Source organism: Corynebacterium tuberculostearicum (genome assembly GCF_030229345.1).
Taxonomy (GTDB): Bacteria; Actinomycetota; Actinomycetes; order Mycobacteriales; family Mycobacteriaceae; genus Corynebacterium; species Corynebacterium tuberculostearicum_G.
This window is the reverse complement of sequence record NZ_JASPGP010000007.1, coordinates 92,037-116,292: the sequence shown is the minus strand read 5'-3', so window position 1 is coordinate 116,292 and position 24,256 is coordinate 92,037. Positions and strand designations below refer to the sequence as shown.

Here is a 24,256-nt window from a genome sequence, read left to right as displayed (position 1 = left end):
TTAGTTTTTAGCGCAGAAAGCCTAGGTCCGTAGCGGCCGAGGCGAGCTGGCGCGCACCGCGGTCAAGGACGTTGGCCCAGGTGCCCTTGGACTCCTCATTGGCGGAATCGGACACCTGCTTAAGCAGGGTGCAGGGCACATCGAAGCGCTGGCATACTGCGGCGATGGAATAGCCTTCCATGTCGCACAGCTGCGATTTCTTGGCCAGCTCGGTGCGCAGGGCGGTATCGGAGACAAACATGTCGCCCGTGGCCAGTCCGCGCACCGGCAGGCGGCCCGAGGTCTCGAGCTCGATAGCCTCTGGCAGCAGGTAGCGGTTGATATCGGTAAGCACTTCTAGCTTGAAGTCGTGTTTGGTGACCTTGTCTACTTCGAAGACGCCAGCCATGCCGTCGACAAGCGCGCCGGCCGTGCCAATGTTGACCACACGATCGGGAAGGGCGCCGTTAGCGCGGGCGTCGGCAAGAGCTTCCGTCAGTGCAATGGCCGCCGGAACCGTACCGATTCCGGTAATGAGCAGGGGTTCGCCTTCCGGAATGTGGGCGGCTTCCGCATCCACAGCGGCGACGAAAAGGGGGCGTCCGTTGAGATTCTCCATGCCTGTGAGAATACCTGCCCGCCCTAGTCAAAGTTCAATGTGCGGTTCTTCTGGCGCAGGCGAATCGTAATGTTTTTCTGGCCGGCACCAAGGGCAATGATTTTCCCGCTGAGCACCCGGGCGACGGCCAGGTCTTCCTCCGCCGGTGCTTCGGCCGCGACCCGCGCCGTAGGCAGCCAAGCATCATGCGGGTCTGGCGCGCCGAGGTGAATGAGCCGCTCGCGCTCCACATCAATCCAATAGCCTTCAGTGGCCATAAAGCGATCGTGGCTCCCCTCGAAGGCATCGCGGCGCCACCCGCCCTCGGCCACGCGGAAGACAAAGGGGCAATAGCCTAAACGCGAAGGCACGATATAGCGCGTCTGGGGGCTGACGCGCCAATGGCCGCGCGCGGAGCTCCACACTTGGCGGTATGTATCGGCCAAGCTCATGCCCAGACGCAGGCGCTGCTGCCTGTCTTCGTCCAACCCGGCACCATCTACCTGGGTGCTTAGCTCCCCGAGCCGCGTGGCATCGGCCACGTACATGCCCAGCCACGCTTCCTCCGGAGTGGTGTACGGGCCGGTGATATCACGGTGGAAGGAATCCGGCACGGCTCTTTCCGCGTCCCGGGGCAGGCGCTGGCGGGCGGCGAAGGCCCACAGGCGCGGATGTCCCATGCGGTACAGCATCACCGTCGCCCGCGGCAGGCGGTCGTGCACCTGCTCGCGCGTCAGATAATCACCCGCGCTGATGCGCCGCAGCAGCTGCTTAGCGACGTCCCCCTCCACCTGTTGTTCCACTCCCGGCGCGACCTCCATCTCCGGCAACTGGCTAAGCAGCATCAGATCGATGATGTCCCCCAGGTCAAAGACCTTGCTCAACTCCGTCTGCGCCTCAGGGCCAAAAGCCTCGATTGCGTCATATCCCAGCGCACCGCCCAAACGGCGGATGAGATCCGGGGACACGCTTACCCGGTTACGGGTCGCGTGCAATTCGGACGCATTCAAATTGCGATCCAGTGTCACGAGTGCTCCTTTCTCCCCCTCATAGGGGATTCAAATTTCGGTCACGCTTGGGATTAAGCCGGACATAGAAGCGCCGTTTCGCTCTTCCCGCTCGCCAAAATTCCGCGTGCGTTCAAGCTCTCGCACTAAGACACAGCCCTTTCACCGGTTGCTAGGCCCTCATATCTGACAATCTTGGCGGCATTTTCCCCTTTTAGCCTAATCTCTTAGTCAAACAGATGTCACACTTATACCATTCGCTTTACGTGCAGATAACTTGAATAAAGCCGAATGCCTGTATTGACGTTCTATTTGAAAGCATTTCTGCAAGTCGTATGTCTATAGTATGACACGGATTAATCTTTAGATTATCCAATCTCTCTCGTATTCCGCTCTTGAATTGCTTATGAAGGAGTTCAGCCTTTGAACAACAACAATGCCTGGGGCCAGCCGGATCAGCCCTCCACGGATCCTTCTACTCAACGCATGCGCCCCATGCCACGCGAGGAACAAGCTTGGGGCACGCACTCACCTAATTCCCCTACAACCTCGACTTCTGCAGCATCACCTACAGGTAAGGACTTTGACGACCCTAAGTCCTCCGGAAAAGGTAAACGCATCGTGTTCCTAGTCATCGCTGTGCTAGCGGTTCTCGCTCTGGTTGGCGGTTTAACTTGGGCACTGGTCAATAGGAACGATTCAAATGATGCCGATGACCCAAATGAACCTGCATTGGCTGCTAGCTCCGAGGCTAAAGATACCTCCCACCCTGGGAAGGGATCCGAGTCCGACAAAGATGAGGACAAGTCCAAAAAAGACGAGGCAAAAGATTCCCCAGAGAGAAAAAATAGCGCTAAATCACAAGAACTGACCAAGTACGAAAAGTGTAATGAATACGCAGATGACAAACTCAGCGATTTGCGTGCTCCGGTAAAGATGTACTGCGATGACTCCTGGCTTTTTGCTGGTGAGTACGGAACCTCGGCCCAATCCTTGTTCTATTGGACCGACAATGCCTGGCACCGATACGAAACAGATGGAACGTCGTGGCCGTCGCATATGGGATGCTACGACCGGTCAAAACTTGAAGACGCCGGTGCCCCGCTCCCCTTGCTCGATAAGGTTTTGTTGTGCGACGCCAATGACAAACCCAGTGCGGAATCTGCAGCAAAAGATGAAGCTGGCGCTAGCGCAAAATCTATTGACGAAATGCCGGACGACAGCGCCGGCCCCCGCTGCGACGGCCGATACATTCTCATCGCGGAATCCGTTATGGTCCCCCTAGGCAGTGACCCCCATCCTGAGCTTTCTCGCGTCCAGGGTAAGTATCCGGGTTCACACACAATGAGCGGAAAAGCCTGCAGCTCTCTTCGCGGCCAAGTAGACGGCAATGACGTCTACGCCGTCTACTTCGACGCAGGCCATAGCGTGGAGAAAGTGTGCGAGCTAAAAGCGCAATACGGTGGCAATGCTCGTTCACTAAATAACGATGCGGACTTCTCCGACCCCTGCTAATCCCCTCTCCATGTAAATCCCCCCTTCCCTATTACTCTCTTCTCCCTACGACTCTGCTCTAACACCAGAAAGGAACTCTCTGTGTCCCACTACAACCTCTACGATTCTCTCTCCCTCGATGCTTCGGCCGATTCCGCCGATCTTATCGAAGAGATCGACAACAAGCTCACCCAAGTCGATCCCGGGGACGCCGCAGCGCGCGACGAACTGAGCACTGCGCGACAAATCTTTTCCGCAGACAACCGGCGCAAGCAATACGATAACGACTTGGCTAATACCACTGGGCCGGAAGTAGATATCGCACGCATCCGCTACATCGCCGCCCTTCCGTCCGAAACCGCGCCGCAAGAAAATCTTGCCTCCTATACCCCGGCGCCGGAATACACCCCTCAGCACTCGGCGCAACCACAGCAAGACTGGAAGCCACAGGCAACAAATCGGCAACTCAGCAGCGGTTCAAGCTTCAACGTGGCCAATAAACAAGTCACTGTTGATTTTAGTAATGTAACATTCCCCGTCGAACCAGACCGCCAACGCTGCCAATCCATCATGTGGTGCGTGCTATGGGGCATCCTGCTCCTCATGTGGCTCATTGCCGGAATCCGCGGCTTGTCCCTTGCCGGCGAAGCTAGTGACACCACCGCCATGGGCCTTATCTTTGATTCCTCGGAGCTTGAGTCCAAGACCGCAGATTTCAGCGCCTCCCTGATCAAAACTCTCGTAGCCACCCCGCTCATGCTGATTCTCTGGGAGTTCGTCTGGTCGATTCGCAAGACTATAGGACGCCGGGCAATTGAGAATGCCTAGCTCGCATAGCCCTTTCCATGGCCAAGTACTGGCTATCGGAGCAGCAATGGGCCTGGCAATCACGTCTTTCGCTCTGGCTGGCTGTGACGAAAATTCCACTGACACTGCTGGTCAAAAACTTCACTATGAGACTGCTTCGAGGTCCGCTTCACCAGAACAAGGAGACGATGTAGAGCAGGAAACCTCGACGAAAGGACCTATACCAGAAGGAAAAACTACTTCCAGGCCAGTGCCACCCAACGTAGTGATGGATGAGGAAGAGGACAGCCAGGCGTCCCAACTAGGTGACGAGAATTCTTCTGCTAGCGGAGCCGACCAAACCTGCGGTACGCACAGCGCACAGACAGCGTTCCAAGACGGCGTTTCCCAAGTTGCGCCGTGGGGCACCATCGGTTGGGAGCTTTTCGATTCCTCCGGCTACGACCCATGCGCTTCCCTATCGTGGGAAACCCTGATTATTGAGGGAGGGACAAGTTCTTCACCCTTCCACATCATGCTCTTTAACCACGGTGAATACTTAGGTACTGCAACAGCAAAGCCCTACGGCTTCGCTCCCACGGTTGAACGCGTCAACGATTCCGAAATAGCGGTGACCTATCACTGGCCACGCGAGGGCGAAGGCAATGCCAACCGCTCGGGTACGACCAATGCAGGCTTCCGGTGGGATGAAGGCCAGCAGAAGGTCATCATGTCCGGCGACGTTCCGCCGATGCAGTAGGTCGATGTAAAACAAGCACGTTTCGCTAAAATGTCACCAGTTTGGCGGCGAAACGTGCTTGTTTTGCGCGCTGCGTGACGCCAAGCGGCGGTGGGGCTTCAAGGTGCACGGAAGCCCAGAAGTGGCCACATTCTGAGCCTTCATGGGGAGTCAGGGAGCAATTATCGTGGCCGAAACGTAGCCGAAAGAGAGATAGGAATGAGCGAGAAGACGTTTCAGCAGAAGTTCGGGGCTTTCGCACTGGTGGCGGCGGTTGTCCTGCTGATCGTGAACTTGACCGTAGTAGGGCCTACGGTGTTCGGTATCTCCACGCCGCTGCTGCTCGGCATCACGGGCACCATAATGATGCGCGGTGAGAGAAGCAGCAGCGGCGCAAAGGATGACTAGCGCAGGCGGTGGCCTACGAAGCCGGCGGCAAGGGTGTTGCCGGAGGATTGATCGATGAGCAGGAAGTTGCCCACCGCGCCGCGGGCGGCATAGTCCTCGACGGGGAGTTCGGCCTGGGTCTGGATGGTGATGTGGGCGATGTCGTTCATGGCGACGGACTCGGGATCTTCCACATCGGAAACGCCATCAAGATCCAGGGTGCGGGTGACGGCGGCGACGCGGGCCTTAACCAGGGAAGAGCCGTAGCGCAGCTTGAGCATCTGGCCGGGCTTAATCTCCTTTTCGGTCAGGCCCACAACGGTGGCGTCGAATTCGCGGGTGGACGCGGGGCGCTGGGGGCCGGCGAGGAGATCGCCGCGGGCGAGATCGACGTCGTCGGCAAGTAGGAGCGTCACGGAGTCGCCGGTAGCAGCGGAGTCGGCCGGACCGTCAGCAGTGTCAATCTGGGTAATGGTGCTGGTACGGCCTTCAGGGAGGCGGACCTCGTCGCCCACGGAGATGGAACCCGCCTTCACGCGGCCGGCGTAGCCGCGGTAATCGGAGGCGTGCTCGCGGATGACGTACTGGATGGGGAAACGGAAGTCCAGCTCATCGGCGCGGCCGGTGGCCACGGGGACGGTCTCGAGAACCTCGAGGACGGTCGGGCCGGTGTACCACGGCATAGTGGTGGAGCGCTCGACCACGTTATCGCCCTTGAGCGCGGAAATCGGTACCACGGTGGTATCGGTAATCCCCAGGCGGGTGGCGATCTGGTTGAACTCGGACTCGATATCGCGGAAGACCTGCTCGTCGTAGTCCACCAGGTCGATCTTGTTCACCGCGAGGACCACGTGGCGCACGCCGAGGAGGGCGGCCACGTTGAGGTGGCGGCGGGTTTGCTCGACAACGCCATGGCGGGCGTCGATAAGAAGCACCACCACCTGAGAGGTGGACATGCCCGTGACCGTATTGCGGGTGTACTGCACGTGGCCGGGGGTATCGGCGAGGATGAAGGTGCGCTTATCCGTGGCGAAGTAGCGGTAGGCCACGTCGATGGTAATGCCCTGCTCGCGCTCGGCACGCAGGCCGTCAACAAGCAGGGAAAGGTCCATGCCGTCGAAGCCGCGGTCGGTGGAGGTGCGCTCCATGGATTCGACCTGGTCCGCGAGCACGGACTTGGTGTCATAGAGCAGGCGGCCGACGAAGGTGGACTTGCCGTCATCAACGGAGCCGGCAGTGCACAGGCGCAGGGTATCGCGCTGCTTGAGGGCGCCAACATTCGGCGTGAGAGTCGTGGTCATCAGAAGTAGCCTTCCTTCTTGCGGTCCTCCATGGCGGACTCGGAAAGTTTGTCATCGGCGCGGGTGGCGCCGCGCTCGGAAAGGGTGGAAATGGAGATCTCCGCGAGCACCTCGTCCGGGGTCGAAGCGGTAGATTCCACGGCGCCGGTGCAGGACATATCGCCCACGGTGCGGTAGCGCACGGTGCGGGTTTCCAGCTCCTCGCCTTCGGCCGGGCCGCCCCATTCGCCAGGTGCTAGCCACATGCCATTGCGCTTGAATACCTCGCGCTTATGCGAGTAGTAGATGGAGGGCAGCTCCAGTTCGCGGGCGCCGATGTATTCCCAGATATCGGACTCGGTCCAGTTGGAGATGGGGAAGACGCGGACGTTTTCGCCGGCCATCTTGCCGCCGTTGTACAGATCCCACAGCTCGGGGCGCTGGCGGCGGGGATCCCACCCGCCGAAGGAATCGCGGATGGAGAAGATGCGCTCCTTGGCGCGGGCGCGCTCCTCATCGCGGCGGGCGCCACCGCATACGGCGTCATACTCGCGCCCGGCGATGGTCTCCACCAGCGGCACGGACTGCAGCGGGTTGCGGGTGCCATCGGGACGCTCTTGCAGGTCGCCGCGGTCGATCCAGTCCTGGACGCGGGCGACGTGGAGGCGAGCGCCGGATTCTTCCACGAGGCGGTCGCGGAAATCGATGACCTCAGGGAAGTTGTGGCCGGTATCGACGTGGAGCAGCTCAAACGGCACCGTGGCCGGGGCGAAGGCGCGGCGGGCTAGCTCGAAGACAACGACGGAGTCCTTGCCGCCAGAAAAGAGGATGCCTACCTTGTCGAACTGCCCGGCCACCTCGCGCAGGATGTGGATGGACTCGTTTTCTAGGTCTTTTAAGTGTGGGGAAAGTGTGCTCATTATTCGTGTAACCCGCATTCTGTCTTGCCGTCTGCAAATACGCGCCCGGACCGGGCATCGTCGCCTTCACCAACCGGGAAGGTCAGCGGGGCGCAGCCGATGGAGCGGTATCCCTGCAGGGTGAGTGGGTGGATGATGAGGTCGTTGTCCTCGATGTAGCGGTCCGTATCGTCTAGATCCCAGGTGATGATGGGCGAGATCTTCAACCGGCCGGTGCGGTCGAGGCTCAGCGCCGGAGCGGTGGCGCGGTGCTCGGAATCGGCGCGGCGCAGGCCGGTGACCCAGCCGGCATAAGGGTCCATGGCCATGTTCAGCGGCTCGACCTTGCGCATGCGGTTATAGGCCGCGGTATCGCGGGCGTAGAGGCGCGGGCCGTATATCTCGTCTTGTTCCTCTGGGCTGAGCAGAGGCAGCACCCGCACTAGGGGCAGGTCCGGGTAGCGCTTTTCTACCTCGTCGGCTACCTGCAGTGTTTCCTGGAAGTGCCAGCCAGTATCGATGAAAAGCAGGTCTGCATCGAGCCCGGCGCGGTGGGCGAGCTCGGCCAGGACCGTGTTCTCCATGGACATGGTCACGGCCAGGCGGCCGGGGGCGTGCTCGGCGGCCCATTCGGTAATGGTTTCCGCTGAGGCGTCATAAAGCTTATCCGCCCACTGGTCCACCAATTGCTGGTTGCGCGCGGCTACCTCGGCGTCCAGCGGCGCGGTATCGCGCGTGCCTTCCGGGGAGATGCTGGGGTCGCGGTAGTTCTTGCCACCGTCCAGCAGGTTCGTCGTTGGGTTCATGCCGTCACACATTAGGCAAAACCCCGAGGCGGCGCAGCGGATTGTGGGCGAAAAGCCGCTGAGCTTGGCGGGAGGTGCGAATAAAAAGTTTCCAATCCGTACCAAGCGGACTAGATTTACAGACAAGACAGTCTATTGCGGGCGTCCGCGCCCTGCACAAGGAGGCACTTTCATGCAGCGTATAGCCATCATCGGGGAGGGCCCGGCAGCCCTATCCACCGCCGAGAAGCTTATCAGCGCTGGCATGTGTGTGGACCTCATTACCCAGTGCACCGCACCATTCGGTCTACTCCGCCGCTTTGCGGGCTTGGCGGGCGTGCTGGGCGACGCCGTCACGGGCTCCCACTGCGGCCCCGGCACCACTCCCCGCTTGCGCCTTATCGGCAACGTGCGGGTAGGACCAGACGGCGATATCACGCATAACGAAATCCACCGCCTGGCCGCCTCTGGCGACCGCGAGCTCCTCGTTTTGGAACTCAAGGCCCGCGGCGTGGCCGTCACCACGTGGGAAGGCCTATGCGCCCCACTGCAGGATTTTGAAGACTGGCGCAGCGTCATCACCCGCGCGCAGCTGGCTCACGTGGGGATTTAGCAGCATTCATCGACTAGCGCCCCACCCACCACCGGTATAAACTTGCACGGCTACCCAGCCACGGCAAGGAAAGGGGCGCGAGTCCATGGATCTGGTTCGCATTCTCGTTACACGGTCGGCGCCGTATACGCCGTATTTCATCGCGGTGCTTGTCCTGCAGGCCTTATCTACGGCCGCCACGCTGTACCTTCCATCGCTTAATGCCAAGATCATCGATGAAGGTGTGTCTCAGGGCGATGTGGACTTCATCTGGCGCACCGGCGGCATCATGCTGGCCGTCGCGTTTGCCCAAGTCATCACCGCTGTTGGCGCAGTTTGGTGCGGCAGCCGCACCGCCATGGGTGTCGGCCGGGATCTTCGTGGCGAGGTCTTCCGCCACGTTAATTCCCTGTCCACTGAGGACATGAGCCGCTTTGGCACGCCTACGCTCATTACCCGCGGCACCAATGATGTCCAGCAGGTGCAGATGGTTTACATGATGATGCTGAACTTCATGGTGACCGCACCCATCATGTCCATCGGCGGCATCATCATGGCCGTGCGCGAAGACGCAGGCTTGTCCTGGCTGGTGTGGGTGTCCGTAGCGGTGTTGCTCGGTACCATCTCCGTTATCATTTCCCGCCTCATGCCGCTCTTTCGATCCATGCAGGACAGACTGGATTCCATCAATGGCACCCTGCGCGAGCAGATCACCGGCATCCGCGTGGTGCGTGCCTTCGTGCGCGAGGCCTATGAATCCGAGCGCTTTACCGAGGAAAATCAAACCATCACCCGCCTGTCCTTGAACATCGGCCGGCTTTTCGTGGTGATGTTCCCGCTCATTACGGTGATCCTCAACGTGGCCACGGGCGCGGTCCTGTGGTTCGGCGGACACCGCGTGGATGAGGGCTTGGTCAACGTCGGCTCGCTGACCGCATTCCTGCAGTACCTGCTGCAGATTCTGGCGGCGGTGATGATGGGTACCTTCATGGCGATGATGCTGCCGCGCGCCATTATCTGTGCCCGCCGCATCACCGAGGTGCTCCAGCACAAGCCCTCCATTACCCCACCCAGCTCCACCACCTCTCCGGAGGCCTGCGCGGGCACGGTGGAATTTCGCAACGTGGGCTTTTCTTATGCCGGTGCGGATGCGCCGGTGCTAGAAGACATTTCCTTTACCGCCCAGCCCGGCACCACTACCGCCATCATCGGTTCGACGGGCTCGGGCAAGACCACCCTGGTTTCCCTCATCCCACGCCTGTACGTGCCGACGGAGGGCCAGGTGCTTATCGACGCCACCCCTACCACCTCCCTGGCCCGCCAGGACATCGTCCAGCGCGTCTCCCTCGTTCCCCAACAGGCTTACCTATTTAGCGGCACTGTAGCCTCCAACCTGCGCTTGGGCCGCCCCGAGGCCACCGATGACGAGCTCTGGGAGGCGCTGCGCGTGGCCCAGGCGGACTTCGTAGAAGACCTGGACATGCCCATCGCACAGGGCGGCACCAACGTCTCCGGTGGCCAGCGCCAGCGCCTATCCATCGCGCGCATGCTTGTTGCCCGCCCGCTGATCTATCTCTTCGATGATTCTTTCTCCGCTCTGGACGTGGCCACCGATGCCAAGGTGCGCGCCGCAATGCACGCCTCCTTTGCCGAACGCGAGCAGCCGGTGACCAGCATTATCGTCGCCCAGCGCGTGGCGTCTATCCGCGATGCAGACCAAATCCTGGTGCTGGATGCCGGCCGCATCGTTGACCGCGGCACCCACGAGGAGCTCCTGGGCCGCTGCGCGGTCTACCAAGAAATCGTTGATTCCCAAGAAACCGCCGGTGTTGCAGGAGGCGAAAACTAATGGCTGAAAACACCACTTCTACCGCCGAATCCACGGATGCCGGTTTTGATCCCATGGACGGCTCCGCACCCCGCCAGGCCAAGAATTTCTGGCCCTCCACCAAACGCCTTTTCTCCCTGCTTGCTCCCTTCAAGCGCCACCTGTGGGCCGTCGCGGCGATGAATATCGTCTGCATCTTCTTGGCCGTGGTAGCCCCGAAGATTATGGGCAAGGCCATGGACGTCATCTTTGCCGGCGTCATTTCGCGCAACCTGCCCTCCAATATTTCCGCCGAGCAAGCCATTGCGGGCATGCGCGCTGAGGGCCAGGACCGCTTTGCGGATATGGCCTCCGCGATGGACTTCGTCCCCGGTGAAGGCATCGATTTTAACCACCTGGGCACGCTCATCATCACGGTGATCGCAATGTACATCGTCTCCTCTGGCTTCCAGTGGTGGCAGGGAGCCATCCTCAACAAGTTAAGCATGGATATCGTGTTTGACCTGCGCGAGCGCGTGGAGGCGAAGATTAATGCGCTGCCTCTCAACTACTTTGATTCCCAGCAGCGCGGCGATATCCTTTCGCGTACCACCAATGACATCGACAACGTGCAACAGGCCCTGCAGCAGGCGCTATCGCAGCTGTTTTATGACGCGCTGCTGGTCATTGGCATCACCATCATGATGTTCAGCGTCTCCTGGCAACTCGCTCTGGTGGCCCTGCTTTCCCTGCCGCTTACCGGCTTGGTCATTGGTGTCATCGGCAGCCGCTCGCAGCGCCAGTTCAAAACGCAATGGCGCTCCACCGGTCAGCTGAACGGCCAGGTAGAAGAATCCTTCTCCGGCCACGACCTAGCCATCGTCTTTGGTCGCACCGAGGCCATGACGGAGGAATTCGACAAGCGCAACGAGGAGCTCTACCACTCCGCAGCTAAGGCTCAGTTCCTGTCCGGCATCATGATGCCCATCATGCAGTTCCTGTCCTACCTGTCCTATGTGGCCATTGCGGTCCTGGGCGGTCTGCGCGTGGCCAATGGACACATGACTTTGGGCGCTGCCACCGCATTTATCCAGTACTCCCGCGAGTTCAACCAGCCGCTCGGCCAGCTCGGCGGCATGATGCAGCAGGTACAGTCCGGCGTGGCCTCGGCCGAGCGCGTCTTTGAGCTTCTCGACGCCGAAGAGCAAGCCCCCGACACCACCGACGAGGACCTTCCCGGCCGCGCCCAAGGGCTCGTGGAGTTCCAGGACGTTGACTTCTCCTACGCGGAGGATAAGGAGCTCATCACCGGCCTCAACCTGCGCGTGGAGCCCGGCCAGACCGCGGCCATTGTCGGCCCCACCGGTGCCGGCAAGACCACCCTGGTCAACCTGCTCATGCGCTTCTATGAGCTCGATGGCGGTCAGATTCTCATTGATGGGCACGATATCGCCTGTATGCCGCGCCATACCCTGCGTTCCCAGGTGGGCATGGTGCTCCAGGACGCCGTGCTCTTCAAGGGCTCGATCATGGAAAACATCCGCTACGGCCGCTTGGACGCCACGGATGAAGAGGTCATCGCTGCGGCAAAGGCAACCTATGTGGACCGCTTCGTTCACGCGCTGCCCGATGGCTACGACACCATCATCGACCAAGACGGCGGTGCTATCTCCGCCGGCGAGCGCCAGCTCATCACCATTGCCCGCGCGTTCTTGGCCCAGCCGGCGCTGCTCATCCTCGATGAGGCCACCTCTTCGGTCGATACCCGTACCGAGGTCCTCGTCCAGGAGGCGATGAACGCGCTGCGCGCCGACCGCACCTCCTTCGTCATTGCCCACCGCTTGTCGACCATTCGCGATGCTGACCTCATCCTCGTCATGGAAAACGGCACCATCGTGGAACAGGGCTCGCACGACGATCTCCTTGCAGCCCAAGGCGCATACTGGCGCCTGCATCAGTCCCAGTTCGCTCAAGGGTAGAACTTCCCCGGCGGTGAGCTACTCCAGCCCTACCGTCACGGTCGGCGCGTTGAAGTGAGCACCCTTGAGGTTCACCAGCTCAAGGGTGACATCGCGCAACTCGAGATGGTCCATGATTACATCGGGCACCTCCGCATCGGGGACGGGGTGCGGCTCTGGAACACCAAGTTTGCCCAACACGGCATTGATATCGTCGCGGCTTAAATCGATTTCCGCCCGGGGTGCAGAAACCTTCCCCACCGCCGGGGTGGCCTTAAGCTCGGTAGCCATAATGGTCACCGGTCCGCCGCGCACCTCGGTGGTATCCCCGCCCGTGGTTAACATGCCATCGCCATAGCGGCCAGGCAGCGTGATGGCGAGGTTGTCGATGTCGAGGTTTTCGCCCTTCAACTCTAGAACCCGCACATCACCGCTGGCGGTGGGGAAAGTGTCCAAGGACACGGTGACATTCTTCGTCAGCGTCACCGTATCCGCGAAGACGGTACTGAAGTACGGAACCGCCGGGGCATCTTGCGCATTAACCCGTTCGGAACCGCTCGCACCGCCCACCACCAGGGCACAGGTGAGTACGGCCAAGCAGCTACGCGCCGCCCGCGGCATCGCCCTCGTCATTGCTCTGCTGCTTCCTTGGTGCGGCGCTTTTTCTCCCCCGGCTGCCACGCAAAGGTAAAGGCCCCGCCAATGATGCCGAGCAGGGAGCCGATGATGAAGCCGCCCAAATTGGACGTCGGCAAGGCGATAATGGCCACGATGATTCCCAGCACACCGACATAATTCGAGGTTGCTGGCTGGAACCACGCGCCAAGGCCGAACATGGCTAGCAAGACTCCGATAAGCAGCGTAGATACGCCAGAGATGGTGGAAATCATGACCAAAAGGTCAGAGATGCGGATGGTGATATAGGCCGGCGCGGCGATAATAATGCCGGAAAGGATGAGCAACAGTCCCGGAAAGAAGGGCCGGCCGCTGCGCCAGCGGCGGAAGCGCTGCCACGCCCCGGGCTTAGATTCTTCCTCGCCCGCTGCCTCCGCCACCGGGAGGGTCTGCGTGTCTTCCGCGGTCGACTCAGCAGCCATTATCCGAACCCCTCCGCACAGTTACTCCGACGTTCTTGGCAGAAAGGCGCTGTGCACCCACTGAGGTGGCCTTCACATCGTCCGCCTTGAGGGAGACCTGCTTGGAATACAGGCCCCACGCGCCAGGATCCGCGGTATCGCTCAGCTGATTCGCATCGATGCCCACGTTGACATCCTGCATGACCAAGGAACCATCCACGTCGGTCGCGCCGACCAGCAGGCTATCGGACTCCACGCTGCCCTCACCCTCAGCCTTCAGCGCTAGGGTGGCCTCCCCACCAACGCCGGGCACCTTGGGAACCGTCACGGAAAGGCAGAGATCAGAGACTTTGGCATGGTCCAGCTTGATGCGGGCGACGGGAAGGTGCTCTTCGGCCTTTTGATCATCGTCAACAAAAAGAGAAAAGCCCTCTCCATCCAAGTGCCCCATGGTGATTTTAAAGAAGCTACCGGAAAGAGCCAGGTTCGCGGTCAAGCCGCCCTGCGCCACGGCGAACCCAGTAACGCCAAAGGCGGCGAGGCCTGCGGTCAAGGCCACCGCGGCCTTGGTGATATTGATTTTGCCCATGGCGGTTTGCCCTTTCTGCGGCGGTCTAGGTCCTCTTCTTGGCGGGTTCGGCCGCGCTGCGGCTTCCAACCCTGGTGGCACTCCGCCGCCGTGCACAGCACGTTTAGGAGAATATGGCGACCGAGTTTCTCATCTTGACAGTGTACAGCCCACCCCGCTGCGATACCGCACTGAATGCAGACTCTGGGATTTCCACCCCTAGGCTTTAAGGTAGATAACAACGTGGAGCATCAGTAATAAAGGAGCACGCATGACCACCGTGTTCGGTTGGATAGCTATAGCCGCATCGATTCCGGTGTGGCTGTACTTTTTCACCCGCGTATGGGCCCTCTTTAAGTTCATCCGCTCGGGCGGACCCACCCAGCTCAAGCGCACCGATAGCCTAGGAAAGCGCTTATGGCGCGTTATTGCGGAGGTCTTTGGCCATTCCCACTTCAAGGGTAAACCGCTGGTCAATGCCGCCCACTGGCTAGTAATGGTGGGCTTCCTCTTTGGCATTTTGGTGTGGTTTGAAGCCTATATCCAAACCTTCGCGCCGGATAAGGGCTGGCCGTGGCTCAGCCACTGGCCGGTTTACCACTTCGTCGAGGAAGTCTTGGGCATCGCGACGGTCCTCGGTATTGGCTTCCTTATCGGCGTGCGCCTCAAACTCGGCGATACTGAGCGCGGCAGCCGCTTCTTCAACTCCCAGACCGCCTCGGCGCGCTGGGTAGAGTTCATTGTCTTTTCTGAGGGACTCGGCATGATCCTGGTGAAGTCCACCAAGATCGCCACCTACGGCGGCGGCTCCGCCTGGGCGGATTTCTTGAGCGTCCACCTAGCCAAGCTCTTCCCTGCATCCCCAGCATTGGTGAGCTTCTTCGCCCTGTTCAAGCTGCTGTCCGGCATGCTGTTTATCGTCTTTATTTCCCGCAATTTCCAGTGGGGTGTGATGTGGCACCGCTTCACCAGCTTTTTCAATATCTTCTTCCAGCGCAATGCCACCGGGGAAAAGGCCCTACAATCCCTGCCTACCCCGGACTTAGAAGAAGACATCACCCCGGGCAGCTGGAAGATGCTGCTGGATTCCACCTCGTGTACCGAGTGCGGCCGCTGCCAAGAGCTATGCCCGGCGTGGAATACCGAAAAGCCGCTGAGTCCCAAAAAGGTCATGATGGACCTGCGTCAGGGCGCACTGGATAACTACAACCCGCACGAGGGCCTGGATGTGCTGTCCATGGCCGGCGTTATCGATGATGACGTGCTGTGGTCTTGTACCAACTGCGGTGCGTGCGTGGATCAGTGTCCTACCGATATTGAGCACATCGACCACATCGCGGACCTGCGCCGCTTCAAGGTGCTTGCGGAATCGGACTTCCCGTCCGAGCTCACCGGCTTGTTCAAGAATATGGAAAACAAGGGCAATCCGTGGGGCCGGAATAACTCTGAACGCCGCGCCTGGATTGATGAGGCCCGCGCCGATGGCATCGACGTCCCCATCATCGGTGAAGACGAAGCCGACTTCTCCGATATGGAATACCTGCTCTGGGTGGGCTGCGCTGGCGCTTATGATGACGATGGCCGCCGTACAACTCGTGCTGTAGTGGACCTGCTGCATACCGCGGGCGTGAAGTTTGGCGTGCTCTCCACGGGTGAGACCTGTACGGGTGATCCTGCCCGCCGCGCCGGCAACGAGTTCCTTTTCCAGATGATGGCGCAGCAAAACGTAGAGACCCTCAACAATGCCTTTGACGGCGTCCCGGAGGGCCAGCGCAAGATCATCACCACCTGCCCGCACTGCTTTAATACCATCCGCAATGAGTACCCGGACTTTGACGGGCACTTCGACGTCTTCCACCACACCCAGCTGCTCAACCGGCTGGTCCGCGAGGGCTTGCTCAAGCCGGTGCCACGCACGCCGGAAAACCGCAAGCCGATTACCTACCACGATCCGTGCTTCCTCGGCCGCCACAATAAGGTCTTCGATCCTCCGCGCGAGCTGCTCGAGGCCACCGGCGTGGAGCTGCGCGAGATGGACAAGAACCGCGACGAGGCCTTCTGCTGTGGCGCCGGCGGCGCCCGCATGTTCATGGAGGAAAAGCTCGGCACCCGCATCAATGACTTCCGCACCGAGCAGGCTCTAGAGACCGGCGCGGAAGAAATCGCCACCGGCTGCCCCTTCTGTAATGTCATGATGACCGGCGGCGTGAAGTCCTTGGCGCAGGATTCCACGCCCACCACCAAGGTCAATGACGTGGCGGTGATGCTGCGCAATTCCATCTCCCTCGACGAGTCCGGCACCCTCCCTGAGCCCCATCCCAAGGCGTTCCTTGCTACCCCGGTTCGCAACCAGAAGTCCGCGGGCACCACTGACGCCCCGCTTGCCGACGCCCCCACTTCCGCCACCCACACCCCGACCGAATCGGCACCACCTCCGGCCGCACCGGCCGCACCGGCCGCACCCGCAGCGCCGACTACACCGCAGGCTCCTCAAGCGCCGAAGGCTCCCGCGGCACCGAGTGCACCCACCCCTCCAAGTGCTCCAGCAGCACCTGCGCCCAAGGCACCAGCCGCGCCACAAGCTCCCCAAGCACCGGCGGCACCAGCTGCTCCCGCGGCACCGAGTGCACCCACCCCTCCAAGTGCTCCAGCAGCACCTGCACCAAAGGCACCAGCCGCGCCGACCCCGCCAAGCGCGCCTGCAGCTCCGGCAGCACCGGCGGCGCCGACGCCGCCCGCAGCCCCGAAACCGCCACAGGCTCCTGCTGCGCCCACGCCGCCAAAGGCTGAGCCGCCAGCCGCACCAACCCCGCCAGCACCGCCGGCGGCTCCGGGACCACCGGCGTCGGAAAGCGTGCCAAAGCCACCTGAATCTGAGTAGGCACGCAGGGGCATTGGTGCGTACGCTGTAGTCCATGCATTTTAATGCGGGACTCCCCACCGATGCCCTGCTGCTGGCGGCAGGCGCAACCGAAAATACAAATTCCCTCGTCTCTTTCGCCTGGATTATGGCCGCGGCTCTACTCGCGCCGCTGGTCTCTTATATGTTGGGCTACCGCCTGCCGTCGGTGGCCCTCTTGCTGATTTTCGGCATGATTATTGGCCCTTCCGTACTCGACCTCGCGGCCGAGGACGAAGGCATCGAAATGCTCAAGGAGCTCGGCGTGGGCGCGCTGTTCCTCCTCGCGGGCTTTGAGATTCAAATCTCTACCCTCAAGACCAAAGAAGCCGGCACGGCCCTATCTACCTGGATCATCTGTGCCCTCGCCTGTGGCGTAGGCGCCTATTTCTTGGTGGATAACGTGCCAGGTGCCATCGTCGTCGCCTTGGCGCTGACATCAACGGCGTTGGGCACGCTCACGCCGATGCTGAAACAGGACCGCATTCTGGGCACGAAGGTGGGCAACTCCGTGATGATTCACGGTGCCATTGGTGAGGTCGCCCCCATTACCGCTATGGCGCTGTTGCTGGGTACTCGTTCCACGCTGACGACGATGATCATTTTGTTGTTCTTCATCATCATCGCCGTTGCCGTCGCCGTCATGCCAGCGGCCATCGCCTCGGCCATCCCTTGGGTGAAGACCGCCTTTATCTCCGGTGCGGGCTCCACCAACCAGACGATCTTGCGTCTTATCATCCTGATTCTGGCCATCCTCATGGCGGTTACGGCGGTCTTTGAACTCGATATCGTGCTCGGCGCCTTTGCCGCTGGCATTATTTTGAACCGCATCATCCCGGATGAATTCCACCGCCGCCTGGAGCACCGCCTCGATGTGGTGTTTTATTCGATGCTTATCCCGGTCTTCTTTGTGGTCTCTGGCATGAGCATTAGCTGGGATACCATCGCCAATAATCCGTGGAAGGTGCTGGGCATTCCAGCCCTTATTCTGGTGACGCGTGGTCTGCCGGTCTTCCTGCGCGAAAATGTAGCGCATACCGGATCCGATATTGAAACCTTCCGCGAGCGCCTCCAAGTGGGCTTGTATTCCGCCACCGGTCTGCCGATCATCGTGGCGGTGACCACCTTGGCGGTGAACTCGAAGATTATGGAACCCGAAAATGCTTCCATCTTTGTTTCCGGCGGCGCACTTACCGTCGCCCTCTTCCCATTCCTCGCCAGCCTGGTGGGCGGCAAGAAGCAGCCCGAAAAGAAGGACGAGGCGAACTCTACCGCTGAGACCAAGGACCTATAGGCAGCGTTCGCTAAGAGCACGTCCCTAGCAGGGAGGAAATTTCCTAAACTGGGAAGCGTGAGTAATAACTTTGGTTCTTCCCCTATCAATCGGACGATGCGCCTGTCCGATTCCGAGCGCAACGATGCCATCAATGACCTCGCCCGCGCCGTGGGTGAAGGCCGGTTAACCATGGAAGAGTTCGAGGATCGCTCGGACGATGTCATGCGTGCCCACACCCACCAAGACCTCGTGCCCGTCTTCCAAGACATTCCGGCGCGTGGTTCCCACGAGGTCAAGGTCTATTCCCGCGGTGAGGTCACGCGCGCCCATAATGCGGGCAAGAAGCCAAAGTTTGCGACCGCACTTTCCGGCTCGGTGCTGCTTGCCGTTGCCAGCCCAACGCTTATCGTGATGAGCGCGACCTTAAGCAGCCCATGGCTTTTGCTGGGAGGCGCGGTAGCAGCCGCACTCATCCCTATCCTGTGGATTCTGCTCTACGTTGCCAAGGTGGGCCCATCCTCGTGGCACGCCCCATCCGTGCGCCAAATTGAAAAGGAGCAATTGCGCGAGATTCGCGCGCTCACGGCGCATGAGCGCGCACAGCAAAAAATGATCGAAGAAAAGATGTGGGCCGATCGCCGCATGCAAGCCGGCGAAATTACCGGACAGGCTATGGATCTGGCCAAGCGCAAGTTCAGCGAGTGGAATAAAAAATAGTCATTGCCGCTGTTAAAGCGTTTTGTGTGGCTGTGATCGTGGCACAATATTCCCATGACTTCTCCGAAACACCGCATCTTTGACCAGTCCGACAAGCTCAAGGGCGTCGCGTATGACATTCGCGGCGAGGTCTCTGCGGAAGCGGAACGCATGGAGCTCGATGGGCACACCATCTTGAAACTCAACACCGGTAACCCAGCCGTCTTTGGCTTCGAGGCTCCCGATGTCATCATGCGCGATATGATCGCTGCCCTGCCTACTTCCCAGGGCTATTCCACCTCCAAGGGAATCATTTCTGCTCGTCGGTCCATTGTTACCCGCTACGAGCTTGAAGATTTCCCACCCTTTGATATCAACGATGTCTTCTTGGGCAATGGCGTCTCCGAGCTCATCAGCATGACCACCCAGGCGCTGCTCAATAATGGCGATGAGGTTCTCATCCCGGCGCCGGACTATCCACTGTGGACGGCAGCTACTTCCCTGGCAGGCGGCACCCCAGTGCACTACCTGTGCGATGAGGAGGACGACTGGAACCCATCGATCGAGGACATCGAGTCCAAGATCACGGATAAGACCAAGGCCATTGTGGTCATCAACCCGAATAACCCTACGGGTGCTGTCTACTCGCGCGAAGTTTTGCAGAAGATTGTCAACATCGCCCGCGAGCATAACCTGCTCATCTTGGCCGATGAGATCTATGACCGCATTCTTTACGACGGCGCGCAGCACATCTCCATTGCTTCGCTCGCCCCAGACCTGCTCACCATCACTTTTAATGGCTTGTCCAAGGCTTACCGCGTGTGTGGTTACCGCGCTGGTTGGATGGTGCTCACCGGCCCTAAGCACCACGCCCGTGGCTTCATCGAGGGACTGGAGCTCCTAGCCGGAACACGCCTGTGCCCGAACGTACCGGCACAGCACGCTATCCAGGTGGCGCTAGGCGGCCGGCAGTCCATCTACGAGCTCACCGGTACCGGCGGGCGCCTGTTGCGCCAGCGCAATATCGCCTACGAGAAGCTCAATGAGATTCCGGGCGTTTCTGCGGTAAAACCCATGGGCTCGCTCTACCTCTTCCCGCGCTTGGATCCGAACGTGTATGAGATTCATGATGATGCCAAGCTCATGCTGGATATTTTGAAGGCGGAAAAGATCCTCATGGTGCAAGGCACCGGCTTCAACTGGCCGAACCCAGATCACTTCCGCGTAGTCACGCTGCCGTGGGCATCCCAGATCGAAAACGCCATCGAGCGCCTTGGCAACTTCCTGGTGAGCTATAAGCAGTAGCTTTCTCCCCCACCAGTTGCTAATGATATTGATATTCCATAACAATATAGTGCATGGGAAGACATTCTGCGGCACCTAAGCCTCAGCCGACCCCTAGTTCATGGGGTCGGCTCTCTACTTCGATAACTCAGCATCCATGGCGATTAACTTTGCTCGGCGTGCTCGTCACAGCGCTTATTGCCACCATTGCGGGCATGGCATTGCTGTGGCCTCAGAGTCCAGCCTCCGAGCACACCTCCACCGATTTTCGGCAAACCTATGCCCTCAACCACCCACAGGTCGAGGGCACGGTCGATACGACAGACCACTCGGCTTGCCAATCGGAACTTACTGGGCAGGCCTTCGATACACCGCCACTTATTCCTGGGACTGAGGAAGTGCAGTGCGACCGTGCCCTGGTCAATATCACCTCCGGCGAGGACGAAGGTCGCATGACCCAATTGGTCACCTACGGCAATGCCGGCGATCCGCAGCTTAAACCGGGCGACAAGATTGTTCTTTCCAAAGCAGATGACCCTTCCGGCGCTGCGTCCTATGCTTTTGCTGATTATCAGCGCACCAGAAGCCTAGCTCTGTGGGCAGTTATCGTGGCCGTCGTCATTATCGCTTTTGCGGCCTGGCATGGCGTGCGCGCCCTTATCGGCTTGACGCTCAGCCTAGGCGTGATCTTTGCGTTCCTCGTCCCCGCTCTTATCGACGCCCATAACCCCCTCTGGTCCGCCCTTGTTGCCTGTTCCGCCATCATTCTGTTCGCCGTTCCTCTCGTCCATGGACTGAATTGGAAATCGGCATCGGCGGTGGGCGGCTCCCTTATCGCTCTCATTCTTGCAGCAGCGTTAGCGTGGGCCGCTATCGATAGTTCGCAGCTACAAGGCTATAGTTCCGAGGACAACCTGAAGCTACTTCTTTATATGCCCAACGTGTCCATCGTGGGCGTGCTCTTATGCGGTTTTGTGGTCGGTGCCTTGGGCAGCCTTGCCGACGCCGCCGTGGCCCAAGCATCCACCATTACCGAACTCCACGGAGCGGACCCTGATGCCCGCCCTGCACAGCTTTTCCTCTCCGCAATGAAGGTGGGCCGCGACCATATTGCCTCAATGGTTTATACGCTAATTCTGACCTATACCGGTGCGACCTTGCCACTGCTCATGCTGATCACCGCAGCGGAGCGCCCCGCAGGCCAGATTTTAAGCAGCGATCTCGTCGCAACGGAGCTGCTGCGTTCCGGAGTAGGTGCGATAGCATTGACCCTCGCGGTTCCCATCACTACAGCCATTGCAGCTTTCACAGTGCCACAGCGCGCACAAGTTTAGGGCCCTTATGCAGAAGGCTGAGCAGCGCAATAATCACGCTGCTCAGCCTTTGTATCTCAGATGTAGAGGACCTAGAGGGTGCGCCCCAAGGCATCGACCTTCCAGCCCGCCTGTTGCCAGTCTGCAACAGGCAGCACATTGCGGCCATCGATAATGTGCTTATTGTCCACGAGCTGGCCCGCTTGCTGCGGATCCAATTCCTTGAACTGCTTCCACTCGGTTGCCAGAATAACTAGCTCAGCTTCGCGCAGGGCATCGTCAGTGTCTGCGGCGTAATCCAAGGTGGGGAATACCTTCTTGGCATTGTCCATACCTTCTGGGTCATAGACGGTTACTGCCGCGCCAGCCAAGGACAGGGAACCAGCTACGGCAAGGGCGGGCGAATCGCGCACGTCATCGGAATTCGGCTTAAACGCACAGCCCAATACGGTCACGCGGTGGCCAAGCAGGGAGCCATTGAAGGCTTCCTTGGCTAGGTCCACCACGCGGTCACGGCGGCGCATATTGATAGCGTCCACCTCGCGCAGGAAGGTCAGTGCCTGGTCGGCGCCAAGCTCGCCGGCGCGGGCCATGAAGGCGCGAATGTCCTTGGGCAGGCAACCGCCACCAAAGCCGAGGCCGGCGCCAAGGAACTTGCGGCCGATGCGCTCGTCGAGCCCAATGGCGTCGGCAAGAGCGGTAACGTCCGCGCCTGCAATCTCGCAGATCTCAGAAACGGCGTTGATAAAGGAAATCTTGGTGGCCAGGAACGCATTAGCGGAGACCTTGACCAGCTCGGCGGTCTGCCAATCCGTCACGATGAATGGGGTGTCCTGCGATAGCGGCTGAGCATAAACCTCGCGGGCTACCTCTTCGGCACGGCTTTCGCCCTCGCGCACACCGAGAACGATGCGGTCTGGGGTGATGGTGTCCTTAACGGCGTAGCCCTCACGCAGGAACTCCGGGTTCCACGCGATTTCCACGGTGGTGCCTTCTGGGGCAAGCTCATTGGCCAACTCCTGAAGCTCCGCCGCGGTTCCCACCGGAACGGTGGACTTACCAAAGATGATGTGATCACCCTTGAGCTTGGGCACCAGGTCCGTAATGACGGCTTTCACGTAGGTCATATCCGCCGCATAGGAACCGCGGCGTTGCGGAGTGCCTACGCCCAAAAAGTGCAGGTTGCCGAACGCGGCTGCTTCTTCATAGTCCGTGCTGAAGTCGAGGCGGCCGGCCTCGATATTGCGCTCGAGCACCTCCGGCAGGCCCGGTTCAAAGAACGGAACCTTGCCCGATTTAAGAGCGGAAACTTTATTGTCATCTACGTCCACGCCTAGCACTTCATGGCCGAGCTCGGCCATGCAGGCAGCATGGGTTGCACCCAAGTATCCGGTGCCGATTACAGTCATACGCATAAAGCCCCATATTAGAGGCTCTATGTGAATGCCGGTTTAAGCCTATCGGAAATTCAGGTAAGACTTCGATGGCGTCGGGCCGCGCTGACCCTGGTACTTCGAGCCCAGCGAGCCGGTGCCATATGGGCTTTCCGCTGGTGAAGTCATCTTAAAGATAGCCAGCTGACCCACCTTCATGCCCGGCCACAGGGCGATGGGCAGGTTGGCGGTATTAGAAAGCTCGAGCGTGATGTGGCCGGAAAAACCAGGATCAATGAAGCCTGCGGTGGAGTGGGTCAACAATCCCAGGCGGCCGAGGGAAGACTTGCCCTCCAAGCGACCGGCCAAGTCTGCCGGCAGGGTGAATTTTTCCAGCGTGGCGCCGAGCACGAACTCGCCTGGGTGCAGGATGAAGGACTGATCTTCTTCTACCTCCACCAAGGTGGTGAGGTCCGGCATTTCCTCTTTGGGGTCAATATGCGTGTACCGCGAGTTATTGAAGACTCGGAAATACTTATCCAGGCGCACATCTACGGACGAGGGCTGGATAAGTTCGCTGTCGAAGGGCTCGATGCCCAGTTCTTCGGCGTCAATGGCGGCACGGATATCACGATCTGAAAGAAGCACGGCCCCAATTCTACTCATGCCGAAGGCCGCGGTGTATAGTAGGCCGGAGCGTGCAAGCGCGCAGTGCCGACGTAGTTTAATGGTAGAACTGCAGCTTCCCAAGCTGCTGGCGCGGGTTCGATTCCCGTCGTCGGCTCCATTGTCATGAGTCGCGACATGTTTGACAGATGAGTCGCGACATCGTTGACAAACCGGCATCTCAGTTGCTTTTTGTTCTGGGGTGCCGGTTTCTTTTATTTTGTGGCTTGGGGCGGGTCTTCTTGTTTCCAGTAGGGCCTTTGATAGGTATCGAGGAGGTGGCTGGCAAAAGTGACCTTCTTCAGGAAGGATTGCACCGCACCTATGTCAGCTCCGTCTAACGCGGGAAACGCAATGCTGTCCCGGCCAACATCGTCGCTTTCGTGGGTGCTTTGGGTGTAGACGCCGGCTCGCTTGTGGGCGATCTTCGGTCCAACCGCTGAAAGGAAACAGTCCCCGCAGTCTAAACCGTGAGGATGTCTTATGGAGCCGTGCTTAACCCCCTTGGGCGATGCGATTAAGCGTGTCGAGGTGGTGGGTAAGAGCCTGCTCCCCGGTTTTGGTGATAGATAACCGAGTTTGTGGAGTCTTTCCCACGAACCCCTTTTTGATGTGGATATAGCCTGCCTCTTCCAAGGCCGTGGAGTGCTTCGACATGGTGGAATCGGTGGTGGCGAGGTGGTCGCGCAGTTCCTTGAAGGTCATGTCGACAACGTTAGATAAAGAGGCAAGGAGGGAAAAGCGCAGGGGGTTAGCCAGTACGGGATCGAGATCGTGTCGGGGATGCGACATGT

General features: G+C 59.8%; 23 protein-coding genes and 1 tRNA gene. 13 read left to right on the top strand and 11 right to left on the bottom strand.

Annotated elements, in window-relative coordinates; all coding sequences use genetic code 11:
• Positions 1–7: 7 nt before the first annotated feature.
• Positions 8–598, bottom strand: a complete 591-nt coding sequence (locus tag QP884_RS06625) for a nucleosidase (protein WP_049378987.1) — start codon at positions 596–598, stop codon at positions 8–10.
• Positions 599–621: 23 nt separating this feature from the next.
• A complete protein-coding gene (locus QP884_RS06620; protein WP_284821417.1) occupies positions 622–1,605 on the bottom strand; it encodes a hypothetical protein in 984 nt (327 codons plus the stop codon).
• 402 nt (positions 1,606–2,007) lie between these two features.
• Between QP884_RS06620 and QP884_RS06615 the strand changes: the two genes are divergently transcribed.
• The 4 genes from QP884_RS06615 to QP884_RS06600 all read left to right on the top strand — a co-directional run bounded on the left by QP884_RS06615 (position 2,008) and on the right by QP884_RS06600 (position 5,011).
• Positions 2,008–3,099 carry a hypothetical protein gene (locus tag QP884_RS06615; protein WP_239282904.1) on the top strand — a complete coding sequence of 364 codons (1,092 nt, stop codon included), beginning with the start codon at positions 2,008–2,010 and terminating at the stop codon, positions 3,097–3,099.
• 81 nt (positions 3,100–3,180) lie between these two features.
• Complete coding sequence (locus QP884_RS06610; protein ID WP_239282905.1) at positions 3,181–3,906, top strand: hypothetical protein; 726 nt, start codon at positions 3,181–3,183, stop codon at positions 3,904–3,906.
• 229 nt (positions 3,907–4,135) lie between these two features.
• Positions 4,136–4,624, top strand: coding sequence for an LppP/LprE family lipoprotein (locus QP884_RS06605; RefSeq protein ID WP_239282906.1), 489 nt, complete (start codon positions 4,136–4,138; stop codon positions 4,622–4,624).
• A 198-nt stretch (positions 4,625–4,822) separates the two neighbouring features.
• Positions 4,823–5,011, top strand: a complete 189-nt coding sequence (locus QP884_RS06600; RefSeq protein ID WP_284821413.1) for a hypothetical protein — start codon at positions 4,823–4,825, stop codon at positions 5,009–5,011.
• On the opposite strand, the gene QP884_RS06595 is transcribed toward QP884_RS06600, so the two are convergent.
• The 3 genes from QP884_RS06595 to QP884_RS06585 are packed head-to-tail and all read right to left on the bottom strand — an operon-like array spanning position 5,008 to position 7,975.
• Positions 5,008–6,291, bottom strand: a complete 1,284-nt coding sequence (locus QP884_RS06595; RefSeq protein WP_284821412.1) for a sulfate adenylyltransferase subunit 1 — start codon at positions 6,289–6,291, stop codon at positions 5,008–5,010. The genes QP884_RS06600 and QP884_RS06595 overlap by 4 nt on opposite strands.
• Positions 6,291–7,190, bottom strand: a complete 900-nt coding sequence (gene cysD, locus QP884_RS06590) for a sulfate adenylyltransferase subunit CysD (RefSeq protein ID WP_284821410.1) — start codon at positions 7,188–7,190, stop codon at positions 6,291–6,293. Before cysD ends, QP884_RS06595 begins: the two co-directional genes overlap by 1 nt.
• Positions 7,190–7,975, bottom strand: coding sequence for a phosphoadenylyl-sulfate reductase (locus QP884_RS06585; protein ID WP_284821408.1), 786 nt, complete (start codon positions 7,973–7,975; stop codon positions 7,190–7,192). Before QP884_RS06585 ends, cysD begins: the two co-directional genes overlap by 1 nt.
• A 172-nt stretch (positions 7,976–8,147) precedes the next feature.
• Here QP884_RS06585 and QP884_RS06580 point away from each other — a divergent pair, with 172 nt between their 5' ends.
• From QP884_RS06580 to QP884_RS06570, 3 genes are all read left to right on the top strand, one after another.
• Positions 8,148–8,567, top strand: coding sequence for a hypothetical protein (locus QP884_RS06580; protein WP_040425355.1), 420 nt, complete (start codon positions 8,148–8,150; stop codon positions 8,565–8,567).
• An 85-nt stretch (positions 8,568–8,652) separates the two neighbouring features.
• Positions 8,653–10,395, top strand: coding sequence for an ABC transporter ATP-binding protein (locus QP884_RS06575; protein ID WP_284821405.1), 1,743 nt, complete (start codon positions 8,653–8,655; stop codon positions 10,393–10,395).
• Complete coding sequence (locus QP884_RS06570) at positions 10,395–12,332, top strand: ABC transporter ATP-binding protein (protein WP_284821403.1); 1,938 nt, start codon at positions 10,395–10,397, stop codon at positions 12,330–12,332. The genes QP884_RS06575 and QP884_RS06570 overlap by 1 nt, the downstream gene beginning before the upstream one ends.
• Positions 12,333–12,350: 18 nt before the next feature.
• Here the strand turns inward: QP884_RS06570 and QP884_RS06565 are convergent, their stop codons facing one another.
• From QP884_RS06565 to QP884_RS06555, 3 genes are read right to left on the bottom strand one after another with little or no spacing between them, the layout of a single operon-like run.
• Positions 12,351–12,944, bottom strand: a complete 594-nt coding sequence (locus QP884_RS06565; RefSeq protein ID WP_284821402.1) for a hypothetical protein — start codon at positions 12,942–12,944, stop codon at positions 12,351–12,353.
• Positions 12,941–13,408 (bottom strand): DUF6114 domain-containing protein, encoded by a 468-nt coding sequence (locus QP884_RS06560; RefSeq protein WP_284821400.1) that lies wholly within the window; start codon positions 13,406–13,408, stop codon positions 12,941–12,943. Before QP884_RS06560 ends, QP884_RS06565 begins: the two co-directional genes overlap by 4 nt.
• Positions 13,398–13,976, bottom strand: coding sequence for a DUF6230 family protein (locus QP884_RS06555; RefSeq protein WP_284597874.1), 579 nt, complete (start codon positions 13,974–13,976; stop codon positions 13,398–13,400). The genes QP884_RS06560 and QP884_RS06555 overlap by 11 nt, the downstream gene beginning before the upstream one ends.
• A 250-nt stretch (positions 13,977–14,226) precedes the next feature.
• On the opposite strand from QP884_RS06555, the gene QP884_RS06550 reads away from it, so the two are divergent.
• From QP884_RS06550 to QP884_RS06530, 5 genes are all read left to right on the top strand, one after another.
• Positions 14,227–16,836, top strand: coding sequence for a (Fe-S)-binding protein (locus QP884_RS06550; protein ID WP_284821399.1), 2,610 nt, complete (start codon positions 14,227–14,229; stop codon positions 16,834–16,836).
• A 34-nt stretch (positions 16,837–16,870) separates the two neighbouring features.
• Positions 16,871–18,148, top strand: a complete 1,278-nt coding sequence (locus QP884_RS06545; protein WP_284821397.1) for a cation:proton antiporter — start codon at positions 16,871–16,873, stop codon at positions 18,146–18,148.
• 57 nt (positions 18,149–18,205) lie between these two features.
• Positions 18,206–18,847 (top strand): DUF1707 SHOCT-like domain-containing protein, encoded by a 642-nt coding sequence (locus QP884_RS06540; RefSeq protein WP_284821395.1) that lies wholly within the window; start codon positions 18,206–18,208, stop codon positions 18,845–18,847.
• 54 nt (positions 18,848–18,901) lie between these two features.
• Complete coding sequence (locus QP884_RS06535; RefSeq protein WP_179387070.1) at positions 18,902–20,131, top strand: pyridoxal phosphate-dependent aminotransferase; 1,230 nt, start codon at positions 18,902–18,904, stop codon at positions 20,129–20,131.
• Between the two features lie 149 nt (positions 20,132–20,280).
• Positions 20,281–21,444, top strand: coding sequence for a YibE/F family protein (locus QP884_RS06530; RefSeq protein ID WP_284821386.1), 1,164 nt, complete (start codon positions 20,281–20,283; stop codon positions 21,442–21,444).
• A gap of 71 nt (positions 21,445–21,515) precedes the next feature.
• On the opposite strand, the gene QP884_RS06525 is transcribed toward QP884_RS06530, so the two are convergent.
• Positions 21,516–22,838 (bottom strand): UDP-glucose dehydrogenase family protein, encoded by a 1,323-nt coding sequence (locus QP884_RS06525; RefSeq protein ID WP_284821385.1) that lies wholly within the window; start codon positions 22,836–22,838, stop codon positions 21,516–21,518.
• A 42-nt stretch (positions 22,839–22,880) separates the two neighbouring features.
• Positions 22,881–23,444, bottom strand: coding sequence for a dCTP deaminase (gene dcd / locus QP884_RS06520; protein ID WP_005329405.1), 564 nt, complete (start codon positions 23,442–23,444; stop codon positions 22,881–22,883).
• Between the two features lie 65 nt (positions 23,445–23,509).
• Here dcd and QP884_RS06515 point away from each other — a divergent pair.
• A tRNA-Gly gene (locus QP884_RS06515) sits at positions 23,510–23,583 on the top strand.
• Between the two features lie 374 nt (positions 23,584–23,957).
• On the opposite strand, the gene QP884_RS06510 is transcribed toward QP884_RS06515, so the two are convergent.
• Positions 23,958–24,254 carry a winged helix-turn-helix domain-containing protein gene (locus tag QP884_RS06510; RefSeq protein ID WP_284821383.1) on the bottom strand — a complete coding sequence of 99 codons (297 nt, stop codon included), beginning with the start codon at positions 24,252–24,254 and terminating at the stop codon, positions 23,958–23,960.
• Positions 24,255–24,256: the final 2 nt, after the last annotated feature.

Coding starts and splice junctions, on each gene's coding strand:
- QP884_RS06575 (WP_284821405.1), top strand. CDS start 8,653: ATGGATCTGGTTCGCATTCTCGTTACACGGTCGGCGCCGTATACGCCG.
- QP884_RS06560 (WP_284821400.1), bottom strand. CDS start 13,408: ATGGCTGCTGAGTCGACCGCGGAAGACACGCAGACCCTCCCGGTGGCG.
- QP884_RS06625 (WP_049378987.1), bottom strand. CDS start 598: ATGGAGAATCTCAACGGACGCCCCCTTTTCGTCGCCGCTGTGGATGCG.
- QP884_RS06545 (WP_284821397.1), top strand. CDS start 16,871: ATGCATTTTAATGCGGGACTCCCCACCGATGCCCTGCTGCTGGCGGCA.
- QP884_RS06595 (WP_284821412.1), bottom strand. CDS start 6,291: ATGACCACGACTCTCACGCCGAATGTTGGCGCCCTCAAGCAGCGCGAT.
- QP884_RS06570 (WP_284821403.1), top strand. CDS start 10,395: ATGGCTGAAAACACCACTTCTACCGCCGAATCCACGGATGCCGGTTTT.
- QP884_RS06555 (WP_284597874.1), bottom strand. CDS start 13,976: ATGGGCAAAATCAATATCACCAAGGCCGCGGTGGCCTTGACCGCAGGC.
- QP884_RS06585 (WP_284821408.1), bottom strand. CDS start 7,975: ATGAACCCAACGACGAACCTGCTGGACGGTGGCAAGAACTACCGCGAC.
- QP884_RS06580 (WP_040425355.1), top strand. CDS start 8,148: ATGCAGCGTATAGCCATCATCGGGGAGGGCCCGGCAGCCCTATCCACC.
- cysD (WP_284821410.1), bottom strand. CDS start 7,190: ATGAGCACACTTTCCCCACACTTAAAAGACCTAGAAAACGAGTCCATC.
- QP884_RS06535 (WP_179387070.1), top strand. CDS start 18,902: ATGACTTCTCCGAAACACCGCATCTTTGACCAGTCCGACAAGCTCAAG.
- QP884_RS06525 (WP_284821385.1), bottom strand. CDS start 22,838: ATGCGTATGACTGTAATCGGCACCGGATACTTGGGTGCAACCCATGCT.
- QP884_RS06510 (WP_284821383.1), bottom strand. CDS start 24,254: ATGTCGCATCCCCGACACGATCTCGATCCCGTACTGGCTAACCCCCTG.
- QP884_RS06550 (WP_284821399.1), top strand. CDS start 14,227: ATGACCACCGTGTTCGGTTGGATAGCTATAGCCGCATCGATTCCGGTG.
- QP884_RS06565 (WP_284821402.1), bottom strand. CDS start 12,944: ATGACGAGGGCGATGCCGCGGGCGGCGCGTAGCTGCTTGGCCGTACTC.
- QP884_RS06600 (WP_284821413.1), top strand. CDS start 4,823: ATGAGCGAGAAGACGTTTCAGCAGAAGTTCGGGGCTTTCGCACTGGTG.